The sequence below is a fragment of the Hymenobacter arizonensis genome, from assembly GCF_900115775.1.
Lineage (GTDB): Bacteria > Bacteroidota > Bacteroidia > Cytophagales > Hymenobacteraceae > Hymenobacter > Hymenobacter arizonensis.
In genome coordinates this window covers 1,078,604-1,097,065 of sequence record NZ_FOXS01000002.1, presented here as the reverse complement: position 1 = coordinate 1,097,065, position 18,462 = coordinate 1,078,604, and the positions used below count along the sequence as shown (strand labels likewise).

General features: G+C 58.1%; 22 protein-coding genes and 2 tRNA genes. 10 read left to right on the top strand and 14 right to left on the bottom strand.

The genetic code is table 11. The features are described from left to right. Window positions 1–3: 3 nt before the first annotated feature. From BMZ66_RS11020 to BMZ66_RS11000, 5 genes are all read right to left on the bottom strand, one after another. The gene (locus BMZ66_RS11020; RefSeq protein ID WP_092672462.1) at window positions 4–678 is read right to left on the bottom strand and encodes a CBS domain-containing protein; all 675 of its coding nucleotides are present in this window, start codon (window positions 676–678) and stop codon (window positions 4–6) included. A 134-nt stretch (window positions 679–812) separates the two neighbouring features. Continuing rightward, window positions 813–1,595, bottom strand: coding sequence for an alpha/beta fold hydrolase (locus BMZ66_RS11015; RefSeq protein WP_092672459.1), 783 nt, complete (start codon window positions 1,593–1,595; stop codon window positions 813–815). Further along, complete coding sequence (locus BMZ66_RS11010) at window positions 1,561–2,256, bottom strand: anthranilate synthase component II (protein WP_304608023.1); 696 nt, start codon at window positions 2,254–2,256, stop codon at window positions 1,561–1,563. Before BMZ66_RS11010 ends, BMZ66_RS11015 begins: the two co-directional genes overlap by 35 nt. Continuing rightward, entirely contained in the window at window positions 2,253–2,792 is a 540-nt protein-coding gene (locus BMZ66_RS11005) for a CvpA family protein (protein WP_092672453.1), read from the bottom strand. The genes BMZ66_RS11010 and BMZ66_RS11005 overlap by 4 nt, the downstream gene beginning before the upstream one ends. 90 nt (window positions 2,793–2,882) lie before the next feature. Then, complete coding sequence (locus BMZ66_RS11000; RefSeq protein ID WP_092672450.1) at window positions 2,883–3,344, bottom strand: GatB/YqeY domain-containing protein; 462 nt, start codon at window positions 3,342–3,344, stop codon at window positions 2,883–2,885. A gap of 357 nt (window positions 3,345–3,701) precedes the next feature. Here BMZ66_RS11000 and BMZ66_RS10995 point away from each other — a divergent pair, with 357 nt between their 5' ends. Both BMZ66_RS10995 and mnmH read left to right on the top strand, forming a co-directional pair. Beyond that, window positions 3,702–4,427, top strand: a complete 726-nt coding sequence (locus BMZ66_RS10995) for a pyridoxine 5'-phosphate synthase (RefSeq protein ID WP_092672447.1) — start codon at window positions 3,702–3,704, stop codon at window positions 4,425–4,427. Window positions 4,428–4,491: 64 nt separating this feature from the next. Further along, window positions 4,492–5,523, top strand: coding sequence for a tRNA 2-selenouridine(34) synthase MnmH (gene mnmH, locus BMZ66_RS10990; RefSeq protein WP_092672444.1), 1,032 nt, complete (start codon window positions 4,492–4,494; stop codon window positions 5,521–5,523). A 45-nt stretch (window positions 5,524–5,568) separates the two neighbouring features. On the opposite strand, the gene BMZ66_RS10985 is transcribed toward mnmH, so the two are convergent. Further along, a complete protein-coding gene (locus tag BMZ66_RS10985) occupies window positions 5,569–6,567 on the bottom strand; it encodes an AAA family ATPase (protein WP_092672441.1) in 999 nt (332 codons plus the stop codon). Between the two features lie 436 nt (window positions 6,568–7,003). On the opposite strand from BMZ66_RS10985, the gene BMZ66_RS10980 reads away from it, so the two are divergent. From BMZ66_RS10980 to BMZ66_RS10970, 3 genes are all read left to right on the top strand, one after another. Then, window positions 7,004–7,225, top strand: a complete 222-nt coding sequence (locus BMZ66_RS10980; protein WP_092672438.1) for a PID-CTERM protein-sorting domain-containing protein — start codon at window positions 7,004–7,006, stop codon at window positions 7,223–7,225. A gap of 87 nt (window positions 7,226–7,312) precedes the next feature. Then, window positions 7,313–7,894, top strand: a complete 582-nt coding sequence (gene xrtX, locus BMZ66_RS10975; RefSeq protein WP_092672435.1) for an exosortase X — start codon at window positions 7,313–7,315, stop codon at window positions 7,892–7,894. Then, the gene (locus tag BMZ66_RS10970) at window positions 7,887–8,396 is read left to right on the top strand and encodes an XrtX-associated membrane protein (protein ID WP_143080155.1); all 510 of its coding nucleotides are present in this window, start codon (window positions 7,887–7,889) and stop codon (window positions 8,394–8,396) included. The genes xrtX and BMZ66_RS10970 overlap by 8 nt, the downstream gene beginning before the upstream one ends. Window positions 8,397–8,454: 58 nt before the next feature. On the opposite strand, the gene BMZ66_RS10965 is transcribed toward BMZ66_RS10970, so the two are convergent. The 4 genes from BMZ66_RS10965 to mutS all read right to left on the bottom strand — a co-directional run bounded on the left by BMZ66_RS10965 (window position 8,455) and on the right by mutS (window position 12,007). Beyond that, window positions 8,455–8,538 (bottom strand) — tRNA-Leu (locus BMZ66_RS10965). Continuing rightward, window positions 8,521–9,018, bottom strand: coding sequence for an HNH endonuclease signature motif containing protein (locus BMZ66_RS25110; protein ID WP_143080154.1), 498 nt, complete (start codon window positions 9,016–9,018; stop codon window positions 8,521–8,523). The genes BMZ66_RS10965 and BMZ66_RS25110 overlap by 18 nt, the downstream gene beginning before the upstream one ends. Before the next feature lie 58 nt (window positions 9,019–9,076). After that, window positions 9,077–9,152: transfer RNA gene (locus BMZ66_RS10960), tRNA-Gly, on the bottom strand. 134 nt (window positions 9,153–9,286) lie between these two features. Then, on the bottom strand, window positions 9,287–12,007 hold the full coding sequence (mutS, locus tag BMZ66_RS10955; RefSeq protein ID WP_092673060.1) for a DNA mismatch repair protein MutS: 2,721 nt from the start codon (window positions 12,005–12,007) through the stop codon (window positions 9,287–9,289). Window positions 12,008–12,264: 257 nt separating this feature from the next. Here mutS and BMZ66_RS10950 point away from each other — a divergent pair, with 257 nt between their 5' ends. The 3 genes from BMZ66_RS10950 (at window position 12,265) to BMZ66_RS10940 (ending at window position 14,278) form a co-directional block, all read left to right on the top strand. Beyond that, window positions 12,265–12,798 (top strand): RNA methyltransferase, encoded by a 534-nt coding sequence (locus BMZ66_RS10950; protein WP_092672427.1) that lies wholly within the window; start codon window positions 12,265–12,267, stop codon window positions 12,796–12,798. 255 nt (window positions 12,799–13,053) lie between these two features. Continuing rightward, the gene (locus tag BMZ66_RS10945) at window positions 13,054–13,482 is read left to right on the top strand and encodes a hypothetical protein (RefSeq protein ID WP_092672423.1); all 429 of its coding nucleotides are present in this window, start codon (window positions 13,054–13,056) and stop codon (window positions 13,480–13,482) included. A gap of 13 nt (window positions 13,483–13,495) precedes the next feature. Then, a complete protein-coding gene (locus BMZ66_RS10940) occupies window positions 13,496–14,278 on the top strand; it encodes a J domain-containing protein (protein ID WP_092672420.1) in 783 nt (260 codons plus the stop codon). A 98-nt stretch (window positions 14,279–14,376) separates the two neighbouring features. On the opposite strand, the gene BMZ66_RS10935 is transcribed toward BMZ66_RS10940, so the two are convergent. Together BMZ66_RS10935 and BMZ66_RS10930 are read right to left on the bottom strand one after the other, a co-directional pair. Further along, window positions 14,377–15,147 carry a TerC family protein gene (locus BMZ66_RS10935; protein ID WP_092672417.1) on the bottom strand — a complete coding sequence of 257 codons (771 nt, stop codon included), beginning with the start codon at window positions 15,145–15,147 and terminating at the stop codon, window positions 14,377–14,379. Between the two features lie 50 nt (window positions 15,148–15,197). Then, the gene (locus tag BMZ66_RS10930) at window positions 15,198–15,689 is read right to left on the bottom strand and encodes a YajQ family cyclic di-GMP-binding protein (RefSeq protein ID WP_092672414.1); all 492 of its coding nucleotides are present in this window, start codon (window positions 15,687–15,689) and stop codon (window positions 15,198–15,200) included. A 105-nt stretch (window positions 15,690–15,794) separates the two neighbouring features. On the opposite strand from BMZ66_RS10930, the gene BMZ66_RS10925 reads away from it, so the two are divergent. Beyond that, a complete protein-coding gene (locus BMZ66_RS10925; protein WP_177204690.1) occupies window positions 15,795–16,253 on the top strand; it encodes a GNAT family N-acetyltransferase in 459 nt (152 codons plus the stop codon). Between the two features lie 8 nt (window positions 16,254–16,261). On the opposite strand, the gene BMZ66_RS10920 is transcribed toward BMZ66_RS10925, so the two are convergent. Continuing rightward, complete coding sequence (locus tag BMZ66_RS10920; protein ID WP_092672408.1) at window positions 16,262–16,567, bottom strand: Mpo1-like protein; 306 nt, start codon at window positions 16,565–16,567, stop codon at window positions 16,262–16,264. Window positions 16,568–16,694: 127 nt separating this feature from the next. On the opposite strand from BMZ66_RS10920, the gene BMZ66_RS10915 reads away from it, so the two are divergent. Beyond that, window positions 16,695–17,183 (top strand): PaaI family thioesterase, encoded by a 489-nt coding sequence (locus tag BMZ66_RS10915; protein ID WP_234795058.1) that lies wholly within the window; start codon window positions 16,695–16,697, stop codon window positions 17,181–17,183. A 77-nt stretch (window positions 17,184–17,260) separates the two neighbouring features. Here BMZ66_RS10915 and BMZ66_RS10910 read toward each other — a convergent pair whose 3' ends face one another. Beyond that, window positions 17,261–18,262: an NYN domain-containing protein gene (locus tag BMZ66_RS10910; protein WP_369407590.1), complete on the bottom strand. Its 1,002-nt coding sequence runs from the start codon at window positions 18,260–18,262 to the stop codon at window positions 17,261–17,263. Window positions 18,263–18,462: the final 200 nt, after the last annotated feature.

The following is an 18,462-nucleotide window of genomic DNA, read 5'->3' as shown; positions in this document are numbered from 1 at the left end:
GCGCTAGACATTCAAATACCGCAAGAGGGCGTCGTAGCGCTCCTGCTCGTCTTCGCTGGCCACCGCATTGCCATTGAACTGAGCGGTTACCACGTACCCAAAACGCTCGAGGGTAGCCGTGATGCGGGCTAAGTTATCGGTATTCAGCTTGAGGGTAAGGCGGATGCGGTAGGGGTCGACTTCGTCCTGCGCCACGAGGGCACTGACGATTTTGGCATTGTTTTCTTCGACGTAGCGGCTAATTTGAGTGAGGGAATAGTCCCGCTCCTCCATCGTGAGCACAATGATGCCGCCTTGGCCACCGGCAGGCTGCTGCCCAAAAGCAGCTAGGGCATCGGCAATGGTCACAACCCCGGCATACTCGTGGCGCTCATCAACCACGGGCACGAGCTGAATTTTATTTTCGATGGCCAATTCCATCACCCGATAAAAGTGTTGGTCGGGGCGCACGAAGGCTTCGGCGTAGCCGAGGGGAAGCTCCGAAAGCAGCGCTTCGGGGTTGTCGAAGTCGGCCAGGTCGGCTTCGGTGACGAGGCCGCGGTAAACGCGGTTGTCAAGCACGGGCAGTTGGGCCACGTGAAATTCATCGAGCCAGCGCGCTGCTTTGCCCGCCGAATCGGTGCCTTTCAAGGGCGGAATCATTTCGTTGAGTAAGTCTTCGGCGAGCAGGGCGGGCATATTCTAAATTAGTTTATGAGCGGCGAAGGGATAGGTAATGGCTTGGTGGAAGGATAGTGGAAAGGCATTAGCACCCTTGGAATAGGTGGTAAAGTAGTGAACAACAACTGAGCCGGCAGAATGATAACCAGAACTTAACTAGCCAGGGCCGGGGCTGTTTCGGTAGTACGCAAAAACCGGCGCAAGTAGGCATTGAAGCCCGCGGGCCGCTCCATCATGGGAGCGTGGCAACAATGGTCGAGGAAGCGCAGTTCGGCATTAGGCAATAACCGTGCAAATTCGTGCGCAACGGGTGGCGGAGTGATAGTATCGTTCAGCCCCCACACTAGCAGCACGGGCACCTCAATTCTGGTTAGCTCCTTGCTCAGGTTGTGCCGCTGGGCGGAGCGGGCAATGGCGATGATGCGCAGGCACTTGGAGTTGGAATTGGTCACGTTGAAGACTTCGTCTACCAGTTCCTGGGTGGCCACGGTGGGGTCGTAGAAGGTAAAGCCGACCCGCTCCTGCACATAAGCATAGTTGCCGCGCTTGGGAAACGAAGCGCCCATGCTGTTTTCAAACAAGCCGCTGCTGCCCGTGAGCACCAAGCGGTTGACCCGCTCGGCATTCTTGAGGGTATAAACCAAGGCGATGTGGCCGCCCAGAGAGTTACCTAGTACCGTAAAATCGGCAGGGAGGCCCATGGTAGCCACAAAGCCCTCGACGTACGCTACCAAGCCCGGCACGCCGGCCTGGGTCAGGGGCATGTCATAAATAGGCAGTAGGGGAATGATGACGCGATGGTCGGGCGCAAACTCCTGTACCACGTCTTGCCAGTTGCTGAGGGCACCAAACAGGCCGTGCAACAGCAGCAGCACCGGGCCTTGGCCTTCGTCTACGTATTCATACCCTTGCTGGTGCTGGCGGCGCAATTCCATCTCGTTTCTCGTCAATTCCCGGCGTTTTGGCAATGATACAACAACGGAGCCAATTGGCCAAAATTGCCAGGCCGTGCGGGGTAAGCAGGGCTTCGGGGTGAAACTGGACGCCGTAGAGCGGCAATGTGCGGTGGCGCAGGGCCATTAGCTCGGGGTTGGGGCCGGTGGTGCGGGCTAGGGGCAGCACCTGCGCCGGCAAGGGTTCGCTGACGATGAGGGAATGGTAGCGAGTGACCAACTGCGTAGCCGGAAGCCCCGCAAAAAGGGTTCCATCGGCCTCGCAGCGCATCTCAGCTACTTTGCCGTGCATGGGCCGGGCCGCTCGCGTGATGGTGGCGCCAAAGAACTCGCCCAACGCTTGGTGGCCCAGGCACACGCCCAGCATGGGCACGTGCTGGTGATAAGCCTGGATAACGGCTGGCATCACTCCGGCCTGCGCGGGTGCTCCTGGCCCGGGAGACAGCACGATGCCCTCAAACCTCAGAGCCTGCAGCTCGTGCAGGGGCACGTCGTTGCGACGTACCAGCACTTCGGCTCCCAGCTGGCGCAGGTAATCGGCCAGCGTGAAGGTGAAAGAATCGAAGTTATCGAGCAGCAGCAGGCGCACGTTGAGTTGTTGAGGGTTGAATGTTGAGGCCGGGGCAACAATGGCAACACTCAAATTTTATAATTCACGCCAAACGCGGCTTTAATCTTTGCCAACAAATCCTGAGCAATGGGCAGCACATAGCCCGTGAGCTGCAGAGCCAGCGGAGTGGCTTGCTGCACAATGGGCAGCACCTGCGAGTCGGCCATGAGGGTGGGCGACAGCAGGTGCAACCCGGCCAACCGTGTGCCGTGCAGCAACAAACTCAGGCCCAACACCCACTTAACAACGCCAGCAGCCCCGCCCAGAATATTGTCGAGCACGCCGAGCGGGGTGAGATGAACGGCCGTTTTGAGTAAGCCGCCGAGCAGGTGCACGCCCCACATGATGGCTATGAAGACTAACGCGAACGACAGTAACGGCAACAAGCCATAAGCGCTGCCCACGTAGTGGCGCACCAGCGGCACAGCCGCTGATAACAGGCTCAATCCGCCCACAACGGCCAAAACAAAGGCCACCAGCGAAACGACTTCCAGCACCAACCCGCGCCGAAAACCTTTTACCGCCCCGATACCGAGCGGAAGCAAGAGCAGGATATCGAGGGCCGTCATATAGTAGCTTACTGCCTAGTTGCTTCGCCGATGCGCCTATAAAGCGGGTTACAAAACGCGCTGCACATCAGCGAAGCAAACAGGTAGCCCTTACAAGTTGGTATTGTTGAGCAAGTGGTTGATAACGTCGGAGATGCGCTTGCCGTCGGCTTGGCCAGACAGCTCGCGAGCGGCTACGCCCATCACCTTGCCCAAATCGGAAGGGCCTTGGGCTCCTACACGCTGGATGATGTGCACCAAGCGCTCAACTAAATCGGCATCGGAGAGCTGGGCAGGCAAAAATTCTTCGATGATAGCCAATTCGGCCAGCTCGTTTTCTTCCAGCTCGGAGCGAAACTGCTCTTTGTAGATGGCAGCTGCGTCGCGGCGCTGCTTGGCGGCCTTGTTGAGGAGCTTGAGCTCGGCCTCAGGAGTGAGAGCTGCACCGTGGGAGCCTTCGGCGGTTTCGGCCAGCATAATCTGCGATTTGATGCTGCGCAGGGTAGTCAGGCGCACTTTGTCTTTGGCCAGCATGGCTTGCTTGATGGCGGCGTCGATGGTGTCTTTTAGCATGAGGTGGTGAATTGGCGGGTTAGCGCGTGGATGTTTGTGCAAGAATGCCGGTTGTAGCAATGAACTGCTGCGGTTAGCTGAGGTATACGGCCACGGGCTCGTGTGTGCCTGATGCCCCGAATGCAACGACTGGCTCGGCAAAGGTCATCAATAGGCCGGGGGAAGCAAAGCGCGGCCTGACCATAAGAGGCCACAGCACCTCACTCCTTCTTGCAAGGAAGGCAAGAGGCGTAATTTCGCCCCGAAGCTACGGCGGCTAGTCGGCAAGCAGGGCTCAGTCCTAAACAAGTGGCTTGCGTAAAGTGTCGAACGGTTGTGCTTCGCGACTGCATGTCTCATCCTATTCTTACCTCTTCTGTGACCAAGCTCAGCGTCAACATCAACAAACTGGCCACCCTGCGCAATGCCCGGGGCCACAACCGGCCCGACATCTTGCAGGCGGCCCGCGACATTGAGCGCTTCGGGGCCGAGGGCATCACGGTACACCCACGCCCCGACGAGCGCCACATCCGTTACCAGGACGTGCGCGACTTGAAGGCCGTTGTGACCACCGAGCTTAACGTAGAGGGCAACCCCACCCCCGATTTTCTGGACCTAGTGCGCGAAGTGCGCCCCGAGCAGGTGACGCTGGTACCCGACGCTCCCGACGCCATCACTTCGAACGCCGGCTGGGACGTTATCAAGCACCAAGATTACCTGCGCGACGTAGTGGCCGAGCTAAAAGCCCTGGGCTGCCGCGTCAGCATCTTCCTCGACCCTGAGGTGGCTTTAGTGGAAGCCGCCGTAACAACTGGCACCGACCGCATTGAGCTTTACACCGAAGCCTACGCTCGGCAGTACCTAGCGGACCGCGAACAAGCGGTGGCCCCCTACCGAGCTGCCTCAGCGCGCGCTGGGCAGCTGGGGTTGGGTGTAAATGCCGGCCACGACCTCGACCTCGACAACCTGGCTTGGCTGCAGCAGCAGCTGCCCGAGCTGGCCGAAGTCAGCATTGGGCACGCGCTGGTGTGCGACGCCATCTACCTGGGTCTGGAAAACACCGTGCAGCTTTACAAACGACAGCTTAGCGGGAGGAATTCTTAATTGGGCCGCACCGGGAGGCGACTGTTCCGTATTCATTCGTCTTTGTCACTTCTTAATTAAAGCCATGCCCCGCCATCCGTTAGCCGAATTTGAAGCGCTGCCCTACCCTATTCTCGACGTGCGCGCTCCGATTGAGTTTGCCCAGGGGCACATTCCGGGCGCGCTCAATCTACCGCTATTCACCGACGAGGAAAGGGCCCGCATCGGCACCACTTATAAGCAAGTGAGCCAGGAGCGCGCCGTGCACCTTGGCCTGGAATTCTTCGGGCCCAAGATGTCGGAAATGGTGAAGCAGGCGCAGAAGCTGGCCCAAGGCAAGGAAGTGCGCCTGCACTGCTGGCGGGGCGGCATGCGCAGTGGCGCGGTGCTATGGCTGCTGGAACTGGCGGGCTTTAAAGTGCACCTGCTCGACAAGGGCTACAAAGAATACCGCCGAACGGTACTCGCCTCGTTCGAAACCCCGCGCAACTGGCGGGTACTCGGCGGCCTCACCGGCAGTGGCAAAACCGACGTGCTGCACACCCTAGCGGCCGTGCCCCACAACCAGCCAGTTCTCGACCTCGAAGGGCTGGCGCACCACAAAGGGTCGGCTTTTGGAGCTATTGGCCAGCCGGCCCAGCCCACGCAGGAGCAGTTTGAGAACAACCTGGCCGCGGCGTTGATGACGCTGCCCACGGCTGCCCCGGTGTGGGTAGAGGACGAAAGCCGGCAAATTGGCCGGCTCACCATTCCGCCGGCTCTGTTTGGCCAACTGCGCACGGCCCCGCGCTGGGTACTAGAGGTGCCCCGCGCTGCCCGCGTGGCCAAGTTAGCTGCCGAGTACGGCGCCGAAGCCCCCGCTGAGCTCGCTGCCGCTATCGAACGGCTACACAAGCGCCTAGGCGGCCTAGCCACTCAGCAAGCGCTGGCTGCCGTGGAGGCCGGTGACTTTCCCCTCATGGTTGAGTTGGTGCTGGATTACTACGATAAGACCTACACCTATGGCCTAACGCCCCGGCCCGGCGAGCCCGCTCGCACCGTGGTGCCTGTGCACACCTGCGACCCCACAGAGAATGCCTACGCCCTGCTACGGGCCACCGCTACAGCCACCATGTAGTAGCATACAATACTGTCCGGAACCTGTTCAATAACCGCGGGCGCTTTAGCTAATCGGCACTTTGCGCAGAATGGCTTCGATTAAATCCTTGGTCCGAATGCCATCCGCTTCGGCCTCGTAGGTGAGTAAGATGCGGTGGTTGAGCACGTCGGAGGCCACTTCTTTGATGTCTTCGGGCAGCACGTAGTCACGGCCTTCTAAGTATGCCACGGCTTTGGATGCACGATGCAGGGCAATGCTGGCCCGGGGGCTGGCACCAAACTGAACAGCCTGCGAAAACTCGGGCAGGTCGTAGTCGGCCGGGCGGCGGGTGGCAAACACGAGTTCGATGAGGTATTTCTCCAACGTCTCGGAAATCTGCACCCGATTGATTTGCTGCCGGATGCCGAAGATATCGGCCTGCGTGAGCACGGGTTGTACGTCTTCCACAAAGCTGAGGTTGGCCATGCGGCGCATCACCTCCAACTCGTCGGCTTTTTTAAGATAATCGACATGCACCTTCAGCATGAAGCGGTCGACCTGTGCTTCGGGCAGCGGGTAAGTGCCTTCCTGCTCTACGGGGTTTTGAGTGGCCAGCACCAGAAAGGGCAGGTCGAGCGGGTACGTAGTCTCGCCAATGGTTACCTGCTTTTCCTGCATGGCTTCGAGCAGGGCGCTTTGCACCTTGGCCGGCGAGCGGTTGATTTCATCTGCCAGCACCAGATTAGCGAAAATGGGCCCTTTTTTCACCTCAAACACCGATTGATTCTGATTATAAATCATGGTGCCTACCAAATCGGAAGGCAGCAAATCGGGCGTGAACTGCACGCGTTGAAAGTGCAGGTGCAGGACCTTGGCCAGGGTTGAAATGGTGAGGGTTTTGGCTAGTCCCGGCACTCCTTCCAGCAAAATGTGGCCGCCCGTAAACAAGCCAATCAGCAAGCGGCTAAGCAGCGGCTGCTGCCCCACCACGACTTTGCCCATTTCGGCGAACACCTGGCGAATGAGGGGATGATAGTCAACGGGAGCAGCCGAAGAAGCAGAAGCGTCAGAAGCAGGAAGCATAGATAAAAACGGGCAGGACGACAACCGCAAGGTAGGCACAAGGCCGATGTGCTACCATACGGGGACTCGTTAAACAAGCCCGCTGGTGTAGGCTAATGGGTCGTTCTTTTCACCAGCAGTATTCAAATCAGCTGCTGGCTGATGCACGCGAGGAGGTGGAATAGCGTCAAATACTCACTGCCATTCCAGTCAGCACCATGGCAATCACTGTTATCTCATTTATAGCATTCTGGCTTTCTAAAGCAGGCTTTTATTCTCTTCGCTAGCGCCCTGCAAACCAATTAGGCCCCAAACACGTAGGTGTGGCATAAGTAGTTAAGATAACTCGTGCTTACCCAGTTCCTGATTGAAACAGAACTGGCTTATGGATAAGTGTTTTTATCTTTGCTACTGTCGCCAACGCTGCCTCCTTACTAAACCCACTTAGCCTTCGAGTATGAAATCATTTCTGCTAAACAATTTATTGCCCAGCTTATTCCTTGTTTTGGTCGCTACTGCAGTAGCTGTGGCCCAGCCTGGCAGCGGCGGTCCTGAGCCTGGCGGCACCACACCCACCAACCCTACCGAGATTCCCATTGATGGCGGCATCTCTCTGTTGCTGGCTGGTGGCATTGCCTACGGCGCAAAGCATCTTCGCAACCGTCGGCGCAAGGCGTAACTCCTGGTGTACGTTTAAAAGCGGCTCTCTCGAAAGGAAGAGCCGCTTTTTTGTTGATAATTGCTTTCTATTTTATTGCTTCGGTCTATGTCTACGGTAACCATCAGCCCGGCTCCTTCCGGCAACCGCCTACTCTATCGGTTTCTGTTTATTGCTGCAGCACTATTTCTCTTGTGGTTTTTTGGCTACGAGCAGTGGCTGAAGCCCGACGGCCGGCTCGATACCGCACTTTGCGCGCAGATAACTGCGGCTGGAGTAGGCCTACTGCAGCTATTAGGTTTCAAAGCCACGATTAGCCCCGAGCTTTCTACGCTCGTTATGATGAGCGGCAAGCCCGCGGTGGTAATAGGAGCTCCGTGCAATGGGTTGGTGCTATACATGCTGTTTGCGGGATTTGTGGCAGCTTTTCCGGGGCCCTGGCTGCGTAAGCTGTGGTACATTCCCGCGGGCATTGTGCTTATCTGGTGCCTGAATGTTGTGCGGGTGGCGGCGTTGGCCATCAACCATTATTATTCCCAGCAGTCAGTCGATTTCAACCACCACTACACCTTCACTTTTGTAGTGTACGGTTTCATATTCGGGCTTTGGATGCTGTGGGCAAAGCGCTTGGCTATTCCCGCCCAAAGCTCCAGCACGCCTCGTTCCTCCACCGATGCTCTCCGTGCTTAAACAGCCTGGCCACATTGCTCCAAAATCCGGCATCGTGCGCTATGGAAAGTGGGTCGTTGCGGGCCTTTTAGTAGGGGTACTGTTCCTGATTGGCGTCTTCGACGAGCCTGTTCTGCAAGCCCTTACTAAATTTTGGCAAAGCCTGATGGCAAGCCTAGGCCTGAGTCGTTCGGCCCAAACCCTGCAGCAGGGGATTGATGGAGGCATTACCAAACGCTTCCTGCCCGCTGTGGCCACGTATGCGGTGCTTTATTTAAGCACTTGCTTGCTGCTGCTCCGCATTCTGCTCCCTCCTGCTGCCTGGCGGCTTGCGCTGCGGCTTTACGCGGTAACCTTGGCCGTATACGTTGCCATGGTCCTGCTCAACAAGCTCACCGGCAACAGTGCCTGGGCCTACCGACTCAGCCGCCAGCTGCTGGACTTCATTGTAAGCCCGCTCCCGGTAGCTGGCCTTTACGTGCTGATGAGGGCCGGTTTCGGGCCACAGGGTAACCGCTCTTAGTAAATTGCAGACGCAAAAAAAGGCCGGTTGCTTCCTGGGAAGCGACCGGCCTTTTTAGTACCAGAGACGGGAATCGAACCCGTACTTCCTTACGGAAACGACATTTTAAGTGTCGCGTGTCTACCTATTCCACCACTCCGGCTCGTGCTTGATTTTTGCCCCGATAGGTGTCTGTTAAGGCATGGCAATTGGGGCAAAGCAACTGCAAGTTAGCAAGACAATGGTCGTTATTGATGCCATTGATGTGATGTAACTCAAGCGGAATGAGAGTCCCTTGCCACTCTGCCAGCTTGCATTGTTCGCAACGATGCTCTTTCAAACCATGCAAAATCAACCTGTTGCGGAGCCGAAATGTTGATGTATAGGTTGAGTTTTTAACGAGAATTTTGTCCCAAGAAAAAGGTTTGCCGAACTGTCGAAAACGTCGTCCAACGTTCCATCCGCTGCCGGTAAAGTGTGTTATAGGTAATTCCAGTCTCTTAATACGGGTGTACACAGTCTTATAATTTCCTCCTGCTGGCACCAACCCTAACTGGGCAATGACTTCCGCTACGGAAAAAGACTGTGCGACAACCAGCCTAAACTCTTCATCTGTAACGCGAGATTTGAGCGGAGCAGCCATGCACAGAAAAGAACATAAAAAAAAGACGTTGCGGTAAAGCAACGTCTTTTTTCTAACTTGGAGCGGGAGACGAGGTTCGAACTCGCGACCTCGACCTTGGCAAGGTCGCGCTCTACCAACTGAGCTACTCTCGCGGGAGGTTCATTGCTACTTTCATAGCGCTGAATGGTTCGACAAAGGTAAGGGGCTTTTTTGGCGAAGCAAGTACCAGGGATATAAATTTTCACCTGGCGGGCCTTTCCGCTTCATTTTCAGGCCGAAAAATTTCTTACCTCCCCAAGGTCAGCTTCAGCTCGTTGAGCTTCATTAAGGCTTCGATGGGCGTCAGGGTGTTAATGTCGAGGTGCTGGAGTAGCTCACGAATACGCTCCAATGCCGGGTCCGAGGGCTCAAACATGCTGAGCTGCACGGTAGGGCGCGGGGCAGTGGCGACGGCTGAGGTAGCCCGCGGCCGTGGAACTGCGGCAACCGCTTCGGCGCCCACGGCTGCTTCTGGCGCATTCGCAAGGTTGGGCGGGGCGTTGCGGTGGCCGTTGCTCTTGCTCAAATTGTCTAATAGGTCATCGAACTCGGTGGGCACGCTGTCTTCGGCTCCGGCGCTAGTGCGCTCCACTTCGAGGTGGTGCATGATTTCGTTGGCGCGCAGCACTACGGAAGTGGGCATGCCCGCCAGCCGGGCCACGTGGATGCCGAAGCTGTGCTCGGACCCGCCGGCCTGCAACTTGCGCAGGAACAGGATGCGGCCATCGGCCTCCTTCACGGCCACGTTGTAGTTGCGGACACGCGGGCAGTCGTCAGCCAACTGGTTGAGCTCGTGGTAGTGGGTGGCAAAGAGGGTTTTGGCCTTGGCTTTGGGGTTGTTGTGCAGGTGCTCCACAATGGCCCAGGCAATGCTGATGCCGTCGTAGGTGCTGGTACCGCGGCCAATTTCGTCCATCAGCACGAGGCTTCGGTCGGAGAGGTTGTTGAGAATGGAAGCGGTTTCGGTCATCTCCACCATGAAGGTGCTTTCGCCCTTGCTCAGGTTGTCGGAGGCACCTACGCGGGTAAAAATCTTGTCGATGATACCCACGGTGGCCGCGTCGGCGGGCACAAAGGAACCGATTTGGGCCAGCAGCACAATGAGGGCCGTCTGGCGCAGCAGAGCCGACTTGCCGGCCATGTTGGGGCCAGTTATTACTACAATCTGCTGCTCGTCCTGGTTAAGGCAGATGTCGTTGGGAATATAGCTTTCGCCGGGCGGCAGCTGGCGCTCAATCACGGGATGGCGGCCGGCGCGAATGTCGAGTACGGTGCCGTCGTTCACCACGGGTTGCACATAGCGCTGCTGCCGGGCCGTAAGGGCAAAGCTGGCGAGGCAGTCCGTAACACCGATGGCGCGGGCATTCTGCTGGATTTGGGGAACGAAGTCGAGCGCCGCCAGCACCAAATCGGTATAGATGCGCTGCTCGATGGCGAAGAGCTGTTCTTCGGCGTTGAGAATTTTCTCCTCGTAGGTTTTCAGCTCTTCGGTTACGTAGCGCTCGGCATTTACCAAGGTTTGCTTGCGAATCCACTCGACGGGCACCTTGTCTTTGTGGGCGTTGGTGACTTCGAGGTAGTAACCAAACACCTTGTTGTAAGCGACTTTGAGCGACGAGATGCCAGTGCTGCGCTGCTCACGCTGCTGGAGTTGCAGCAAGTAGTCCTTGCCGGAGAAGGCCAGCGCCCGCAGCTCGTCCAGCTCGGCGTCGATGCCGGGGTTCAGCACGCCGCCCTGGTTGGTGAGCAAGGGCGCGTCAGGCTTGATTTTGGCGAGGATTTCCTGCCGCAGGTTGGCGCAGGGATTGAGCTGGTCAGCCAGCTTTTCGAGAGCTTTTACCCCGGAGGCGGCCAGACGCTCCCGCATCGGAGCAATGGCCTCCAGAGCCCGGGCCAGCTGCAGCAGCTCGCGCGGGTTCACGCGGCGCACGGCCACTTTGCTGATGAGGCGCTCGAGGTCGTTTATCTGACGCAGGTGTTGGGTCAGGTCAGCCAGCAACTCCTCATCGGCCACCAGGGCGGCCACGGTGTCGAGGCGACGCTGAATCTGGCTGACTTCCTTCAGGGGCAGCACTATCCACTTGCGCAGCAGCCGGGCGCCCATGGGCGTCAGCGTCTGGTCGAGCACGTCGATGAGGGGCACGCCGCCGGGGTGCTGGGCGTGCACCAGCTCCAGGTTGCGCACCGTGAAACGGTCGAGCCACACGTACTTGTCTTCCTCCAGGCGGCCCAAGCTGGCCACGTGGCCCAGGTCGGAGTGCTTGGTTTCGGCTAGGTAGTGCAGGATGCAGCCGGCGGCGATGATGCCCTCCTTCAAGGTGTCAACTCCAAAGCCTTTCAGCGAGGTGGTTTTGAAGTGGCGGGTGAGGGTGTCGTGGGCGTAGTCGTTGCCAAAAACCCATTCGTCGAGGGCATAAGTGCAGAAGTCGGGGCCGAAGTGCTGCTCGAACTCATTGCGGCTTTTCTTGCAAAACAGCACTTCGGCGGGGCTGAAGTTCTGCAATAGCTTGCCCAGGTAATCCAGGGTGCCCTGAGCCACCAAAAACTCGCCGGTGCTGATGTCGAGGAAGGAAATGCCGGCTTCGGCTTTGCCAAAGTGAATGGCGGCGAGATAGTTGTTGGAGCGGCGCTCGAGCACGTTGTCGTGCATGCTCACGCCGGGCGTTACCAGCTCCGTAATGCCGCGCTTCACCAAGCCCTTGGCCTGTTTGGGGTCTTCGAGCTGGTCGCAGATGGCCACGCGCTGGCCGGCCCGCACCAGCTTGGGGAGGTAGTTGTCGAGGGCGTGGTGGGGGAAGCCGGCCAGGGCAATTTCATTGGGTGTGCCACCGCCGCGCTTGGTGAGCGTGATGTCGAGAATGCGGCTGGCCGTGACGGCATCCTCGCCAAACGTCTCATAAAAGTCGCCCACCCGGAACAAGAGCACCGCGCCGGGGTGCTGCTGCTTGAGCAGGTAGTACTGCTTCATCAGGGGCGTGTCGACGGGCGAGCCGGGCGCGATGTGGTCGGGCCCGACGGACTTGATGACAAATTGTTTTTTGGGAGCAGCGGTTGCAGACAAAGCGGAGTAGCGAAGTAGCGCGAACTTTGCGGTTCGCGTTTTTGAAAAGAAATCAGCGCCAAGCAACCAAGCTCGCACGCGGCGCCAAGCACTTAGAGGCCCAAAACGGCGAATTAATAACGTTAAAACCGAAAACGCGAACTACAAAGTTCGCGCTACTGACCATGCGAAAACTGACAATGGCCGAGCTAAACCGGATGGCGGTAGCTGACTTCAAAAGTACGCCCAAAAGCCCGGTGGTATTGGTGCTCGACAACGTGCGCAGCCTGCACAATGTGGGGGCGGTGTTCCGCACGGCCGATGCCTTTGCCCTGGAGAAAATATGGCTCTGCGGCATCACGGGGCGGCCACCGCACCGCGAAATCACCAAAACGGCCCTGGGCAGCGAGACGTCGGTGGCCTGGGAATTTGCCGCAGAAACCACCGCGGTCGTGGCGGCGCTGAAAGCAGCAGGCTACCAGGTAGTGGCCGTGGAGCAAACCACGGGCAGCGTGTCGTTGCCCAACTTCCAGCCGGAACCGGGCCGGCCGCTGGCGCTGGTGCTCGGCAACGAGGTGTTTGGCGTCGACGACGCCGTGCTGGCCCTGTGCGACCTGGCCGTGGAAATCCCCCAGTTTGGCACCAAGCACTCGCTGAATGTGGGCGTGGCCGCGGGCGTGGTCCTCTGGGATGCGCTGGTGAAGCTGGGGGTGGTGTAAAAGCGGCAGGCCACCACCAATGGTGCGCTTTCCGCATGTTTGCGCGTTCTTGTGGCCCCTTCGGCTTCTGGGCAGCAAGTACCTGAGCCTCTGACTGAGCTTGATGCACGGCCCGAGCAGTTTCGGGTATGGCTTTTGATGCGAATCCTTCTTTGGCCAAGGCAGGTACTTCGACCACTTATCTCCAAAACGCGTTAAGGGCTGACCTTCTTTTGTTGCCTGACTAGCTGCGCTTCCCAACTTCTCTTCGTTTGTATGCTTTCTGATTCCGATGTTCGCCCCGATGCAGCCCTGTTGGCCATGCGCCCGTCGGTGCCCACGGCCACGGTAGAGCCCGGCACGGTAGGAGCCTTTTTGCACACCACGCTGCGCCCGGTGCTAAAAATGCAAAACATGCTGCTGCTGGCCATCGTAGCAGATTTTGTACTTGACCACCACATTCCCTTGGCCAAAGCCAGCGGCACCGATCAGCAGCGGCTGCTGGCTGAGTTGCTGGGTCGCAACACCAAGCTTCGCTACACCGTGGTGGGATTGGTAAGCGGCGTCTTCAGCGCTGGGGAGTACATTTTTTATCGCCAGCATCGGTCTGAGCTGAATCGGCGCATGCTCGAGTTGGTACAGCAGCGGGTGCTCGACCAAACCGCGCTTGTACTTACCCTCGCAAACGATTCCGCTGCCCTTTAGCATTTTGTCCTTGATGACACACTACCAGGTATTGGAGTTGCCCGAGAATGCCTCATTAGCCGAAATTCGACGGTCTTACCGCCGGCTGGTATTTATTACGCACCCCGACCGCACGCCCGACCCACAGGCGCATGCGCGGTATTTTGCCATCAATGCCGCCTACGAAGTCCTGAGCGACCCGTCGCGGCGCGTTGCTTACGACGCCAACATTCAGCCGGGTTCCAAATTAGCCCGGCCTGCCTGGCCCGAACGCGCCCGCGAAGTTGCCCGCAGCACCGCCTGGGCCACCCGCTTCGAGCCCGCCCACGTCCCCTTCACCGTTCGCCACGCAAAAGCCTATGCGTGGACCATGCGCTTGCTGCGCCCGCTGCTCCTGGTTTCGCTGCTGCTGTGCGCCAGCCTGACGCTGGACTATTTCCTGGCTAGCGAGAATACCGAGACGGTCGTTCGCAACGAAACCACCTACATCTATACCGACCAGGGTTCTTACCAAAAAACCGTTCACGAGACGGACCGGGGCACGTTCACCCTCTACAACGACCTGCCCAACGGCGCCCGGGTCGTGGTGCGGCGCACTCCTCTATTGGGAATCGCTGTTTCGGCCCGGCCCTCCTATTACCAGCGCGAGTACCCCATCTCTTCCATTTACGAAGGCAAGAAGAAACTCCTCTGGCTGGGGCTGTTGCTAATGGCGGCGCTCGGCTTGACACCCCAACTCAAAAACGACTACCGCTTGGTGGTCTCCGTAGCAGCGGTGCTGCTGCTGGTGCTTACGGCATTCCAAATCCTGCTGTAAGTTCTCCGAAAGCTTGGCGGGTACTACCCAAACAGAAAGGCCGACACAACGCACTCAATGGGCGTTGTGTCGGCCAGTTGGCGCGCTGTAGAACAGTGCTAGTCGTATTGCGAATCGCGCAGCTGCACGGGCTTGCTCTTTTTGCGGAGCCGCAGGTTCAGCAGTTCCACCGTGAGCGAGAAGGCCATGGCGAAATAGAGGTAGCCTTTCTCAATCTCTTTGTGGGCCGACTCCATCACCAGCATGAAACCAATCATTATGAGGAACGACAGAGCCAGCATTTTGATGGTGGGGTTATTATTCACAAAACCTGCCACTACACCGCTGAATGCCAGCATAATGCCCATGGCCACTACCACGGCCGCAATCATCACCAGCACGTTGTCGACCAAGCCCACGGCCGTAAGGATGGAGTCAAAGCTGAAAACGATGTCGATGAGGATGATTTGAAAAATGATGTTGCCCATCGTCACCTGCTTGCCGCCTACGCCGCTTTCGTGGTCTTCATCGCCCTGCAGCTTGTTATGGATTTCGGTGGTGCTCTTGTAGATGAGGAACAGGCCGCCAGCCAGTAGAATCAAGTCGCGGCCCGTCACTCCAAAGGGCTCGTCCATCCACGGCAGGTTGAGGTCGAACAAAGAAGTCCTCAGCCCCACAATCCACGAGATGCTCAGCAGCAGGCCCACCCGAAACACCAGGGCCAGAAGCAGGCCAATGGTGCGGCCGCGGGCTTGCTGCTCCTGCGGCAGGCGGCCCACCACAATGGAGATGAAAATGATGTTGTCTATCCCCAACACAACCTCCATAAACGTGAGGGTAAGCAAGCTAACCCAAGTAGCTGCCTGGGCAAAGGCACCGAAATCGTACATTAATGTAAATAATGAAGGTAAGGAGGTGGTGAAGTAGCGGTGCTGAAGAACTAGGATTTCATGTTCACGAACTGCAGCGGCAGGCCGATGTCGGTTTTGCGGAGCACGGCAATGGCCGCCTGCAGGTCGTCGATTTTCTTGGCCGTTACCCGCACTTGGTCGTCCTGCATCTGGGCTTCTACTTTCACCTTGGCGTCTTTGATGGCCTTGATGATTTTGCGGCCAAAGTCTTTGTCGACGCCGGCGCGCACCTTGATGGTTTTCTTTACCAAGGCCCCGGCCGCCTGCTCGTCGGCCGAGAAGTCGAGGCTGGTGCCGTCGATGCCCTGCTTCACCACGCGGCCGAGCAGGATGTCTTCCAGCGCTTTGAGGCGCATGGAGTTTTCCGACGACAGCAGAATCGTGTTTTCCTTTTTATTTAGCTCGATGCCGCCCTTCGTGTCGCGGAGGTCGTAGCGGGTCTGGAGTTCTTTTTGAGCCGTGTTCACCGCGTTTTCCAAGGTTTGCGGGTCTACTTTGCTCACGATGTCGAAGGATGCCATAGCGGAGTGGGGCGTAGTTTTGAAATGAGTAATCGGCCGGGGCCGGGCGCAAAGGTAACGGCCCAACTCCGCCATGGTTGCGTGCTTTTATCCACGGTTCAGTTTATGTCCAATTCACCCGTCCGCCCGCCCCGCACGCCTGCCGAGTGGGACGCCTATTACGAGTTACGCTACACGGTGCTCCGCGAGCCCTGGCAGCAGCCCCGCGGCTCGGAACGCAGCCCCGCCGACGAGGAGCCCGGCACCATTCACGCCCTGCTGTTGGAAGCCGACACCAGCGAACACCCCGTGGCCCTGGCGGTGGGCATGTTGCAGCCCACCACGGCCCGGCAGGGGCAGGTTCGGTTCATGGCAGTGGCGGCCCAGGCCGCGGGCATGGGCCTGGGCCGCCAGATAATGGCCGCACTGGAAACCCAGGCACGGGCAACCGGCCTTTCCGAAATTGTGCTGCACTCCCGCGAGTCAGCGGTGGGCTTCTATGAGCGGCTGGGCTACGCGGTGGTAGCGCCTTCGCATACGCTGTTTGGAGTGATTCCGCATTTTTTGATGCGAAAGCAACTCTAAAGCGGGTCCTAGAATTTCTCGCGGCCGCTCCACAGGTCGGCGTACATGCGGAAATCGCCGAGTAGGGAAAACCACGGATGCTGGAACGTAGCCGGGCGGTTGCGCTCGACAAAAAAGTGGCCCACCCACGCAAAACCATAGGCGGCCAAAATGCCCGCCACGAGCCATCCCCACTGCCCGGTTATGGTCAGCGTTACCAAAGAAATTAAAAATAGCGTAGTTCCTATGAAATGCAGCACGCGGGTACCGCGCTTGCTGTGCTCACGAAGGTAGCGCGGGTAGAATTCAGCGAAAGTGAGCGGCAAAACAGGCATGATTGGGGCAAATAGCAGAAACGTAGGTAGGGAGGCCAGCAGAAGCTCGCTTATGTTTGGTAAATGAAGCTGATTTTCGGCACAATTGCTAGTTCAATTCATTTTATTAGATTTTTCGTCCAACTCTGTGTCCGAAACCAACTCCGTAACCCGCCACATTCCCGACCTGGCCGCCATGGTAGCCGCTTACAATGCCATGAACCGCTACGGCCAAGCCAACGGCATGGACCTGCGCGTGCCCGCCCCCGGCCAGGCCGAGTACCGCATGACGGTGAGGGAAGAACACCTCTCCTCCCCTAACACCTGCCACGGCGGCGTGCTTGCTGGGCTAATGGATGCCGCCCTGGGGGCAGCCGCACTTTCGCTGGCTTTCACCAGCCTGGAGTTTGTGTCGACGGTGGAGTTCAAGATGAACTACCTGCACGCGGTGCACCTACACGATGTGTTGGTGGCAAAGGGCTTGGTAGACCACACCGGCAAAAAGCTGGTGGTGAGCAGCTGCGTGATTTACCGCGTGGCCGAGGGCAAGGAAGACGTGGCCGTGGCCCGCGGCCTGGGCACCTTCAACCGCTACCCCGCCGATAAGCGGGACTTCGCGAAGCTGGTGATGAGCTGAGAGCGGGATGCCCAGAAAAAAAGCTCGCCTGGAAATCCAGACGAGCTTTTCAAATTCTAACTTTTTAATTTCTGGCTTTACAGCTCGGCGGTGGCGGCGTGCACGATGACGGGCTCGTACTCGTCTTCCATATCACTGAGCTGCGGGGCGGCTACTTTGCGCACGTTGCGGGCGCAGTCCTCGTCGCGGTGGTTGCGGCCCACGGTGAACTCCACCCAATCGCCTTCGCGCAGGTCGTTGAAGTCGCCCTCGGTGAGGTCGGCGTAGCTGAAGAACAGGTTGTTGGGCGGCATTACCACGAAACCGAAGCCGTTCTTCAGGTTTTTGATGGTGCTCATGCCCAGCGTGCCCACGGGGCCGGCGGCGGTGGGACCGGTGGGGCGCACCAGCTTGGGGGCCGAGGCGGTGCTGGGGGCAAACGCCGCAGGCTCCGACTGGTTCACAAACAGGGCTTCCACTACTTCGTCCTGGGTTTGCAGGCCGCGGTCGATGACGTCGTGCATGGCCACGGGGTAGGTAACCTGCTCCAGCAGCTGCTGCGAGGCGCGCGTAACGCGGGTTTCGCCTTTGAAGTCTTCGTATTTGAAGTCCCAGTTCAGCAGCATCACGCGGGTGCCCACGGTGTTGAGCTTGCGGATGAGGGGCACGTAGTCGCTGTCGCCGGCGATGAGTACCACTACGTCGAGGGTTTTGTGCAGGGCCAGTTCGAGGGCTTCGAGGGAGAGCCACACGTCGATGCCTTTTTCCTGGAGGCGGCCGTCGCGGGTTTTCAGGGCCATGTAGTGCGTTTGCACGCCCAGGTTCATCAGGATGTCGTCGAGCAGGCGGTCATGGAACAGGCGGTCCTTGTCGCGGGCTTCGGTGGCGGAAAGGCGGCCGCGGAAAAAGTGCGCATCGGTAATCTGTGCGAGGCGCACATCTACATCCTCTTCTTCAGCAACTTGATGGCGTATATATTCGTGTAGTCCCTCCAGGCTGATGCGGGCCTTGCGTTCGTGCTGGAAATAGTAATAGTCGCTTATTTTTAGAAAATAGTTGCCGTCATAGAAGACACCAACCCGAATTAAGGGGCTGTTCATCTGGTTCATGGTAATGATTTTTATTAAAGTTAGAAAAGCGTTTTAGGTGGTACAAATGGTGTGGATTGGGTAGAATCGCCACGAAAGCAGGGCACAAGTGCTCCTGCTGCAAGTCCATGACAATCGATATAGCACTATTTGTTCTGGTAGCTGCGTCCGGTGTGCAGCACGTCCCGACTAGATGTTATAATAATTGCTTG

Excerpts from the sequence above, each read along its gene's own strand:
- BMZ66_RS10910 (WP_369407590.1), bottom strand. The coding sequence starts at position 18,262 with ATGAACAGCCCCTTAATTCGGGTTGGTGTCTTCTATGACGGCAACTAT.
- BMZ66_RS11015 (WP_092672459.1), bottom strand. The coding sequence starts at position 1,595 with ATGGAATTGCGCCGCCAGCACCAGCAAGGGTATGAATACGTAGACGAA.
- BMZ66_RS10925 (WP_177204690.1), top strand. The coding sequence starts at position 15,795 with ATGTCCAATTCACCCGTCCGCCCGCCCCGCACGCCTGCCGAGTGGGAC.
- mnmH (WP_092672444.1), top strand. The coding sequence starts at position 4,492 with ATGCCCCGCCATCCGTTAGCCGAATTTGAAGCGCTGCCCTACCCTATT.
- BMZ66_RS25110 (WP_143080154.1), bottom strand. The coding sequence starts at position 9,018 with ATGGCTGCTCCGCTCAAATCTCGCGTTACAGATGAAGAGTTTAGGCTG.
- xrtX (WP_092672435.1), top strand. The coding sequence starts at position 7,313 with ATGTCTACGGTAACCATCAGCCCGGCTCCTTCCGGCAACCGCCTACTC.
- BMZ66_RS10980 (WP_092672438.1), top strand. The coding sequence starts at position 7,004 with ATGAAATCATTTCTGCTAAACAATTTATTGCCCAGCTTATTCCTTGTT.
- BMZ66_RS10985 (WP_092672441.1), bottom strand. The coding sequence starts at position 6,567 with ATGCTTCCTGCTTCTGACGCTTCTGCTTCTTCGGCTGCTCCCGTTGAC.
- BMZ66_RS10945 (WP_092672423.1), top strand. The coding sequence starts at position 13,054 with ATGCTTTCTGATTCCGATGTTCGCCCCGATGCAGCCCTGTTGGCCATG.
- BMZ66_RS10920 (WP_092672408.1), bottom strand. The coding sequence starts at position 16,567 with ATGCCTGTTTTGCCGCTCACTTTCGCTGAATTCTACCCGCGCTACCTT.
- BMZ66_RS10930 (WP_092672414.1), bottom strand. The coding sequence starts at position 15,689 with ATGGCATCCTTCGACATCGTGAGCAAAGTAGACCCGCAAACCTTGGAA.
- mutS (WP_092673060.1), bottom strand. The coding sequence starts at position 12,007 with ATGAAGCAGTACTACCTGCTCAAGCAGCAGCACCCCGGCGCGGTGCTC.
- BMZ66_RS10935 (WP_092672417.1), bottom strand. The coding sequence starts at position 15,147 with ATGTACGATTTCGGTGCCTTTGCCCAGGCAGCTACTTGGGTTAGCTTG.
- BMZ66_RS11005 (WP_092672453.1), bottom strand. The coding sequence starts at position 2,792 with ATGACGGCCCTCGATATCCTGCTCTTGCTTCCGCTCGGTATCGGGGCG.
- BMZ66_RS10940 (WP_092672420.1), top strand. The coding sequence starts at position 13,496 with ATGACACACTACCAGGTATTGGAGTTGCCCGAGAATGCCTCATTAGCC.
- BMZ66_RS11020 (WP_092672462.1), bottom strand. The coding sequence starts at position 678 with ATGCCCGCCCTGCTCGCCGAAGACTTACTCAACGAAATGATTCCGCCC.
- BMZ66_RS11000 (WP_092672450.1), bottom strand. The coding sequence starts at position 3,344 with ATGCTAAAAGACACCATCGACGCCGCCATCAAGCAAGCCATGCTGGCC.
- BMZ66_RS10950 (WP_092672427.1), top strand. The coding sequence starts at position 12,265 with ATGCGAAAACTGACAATGGCCGAGCTAAACCGGATGGCGGTAGCTGAC.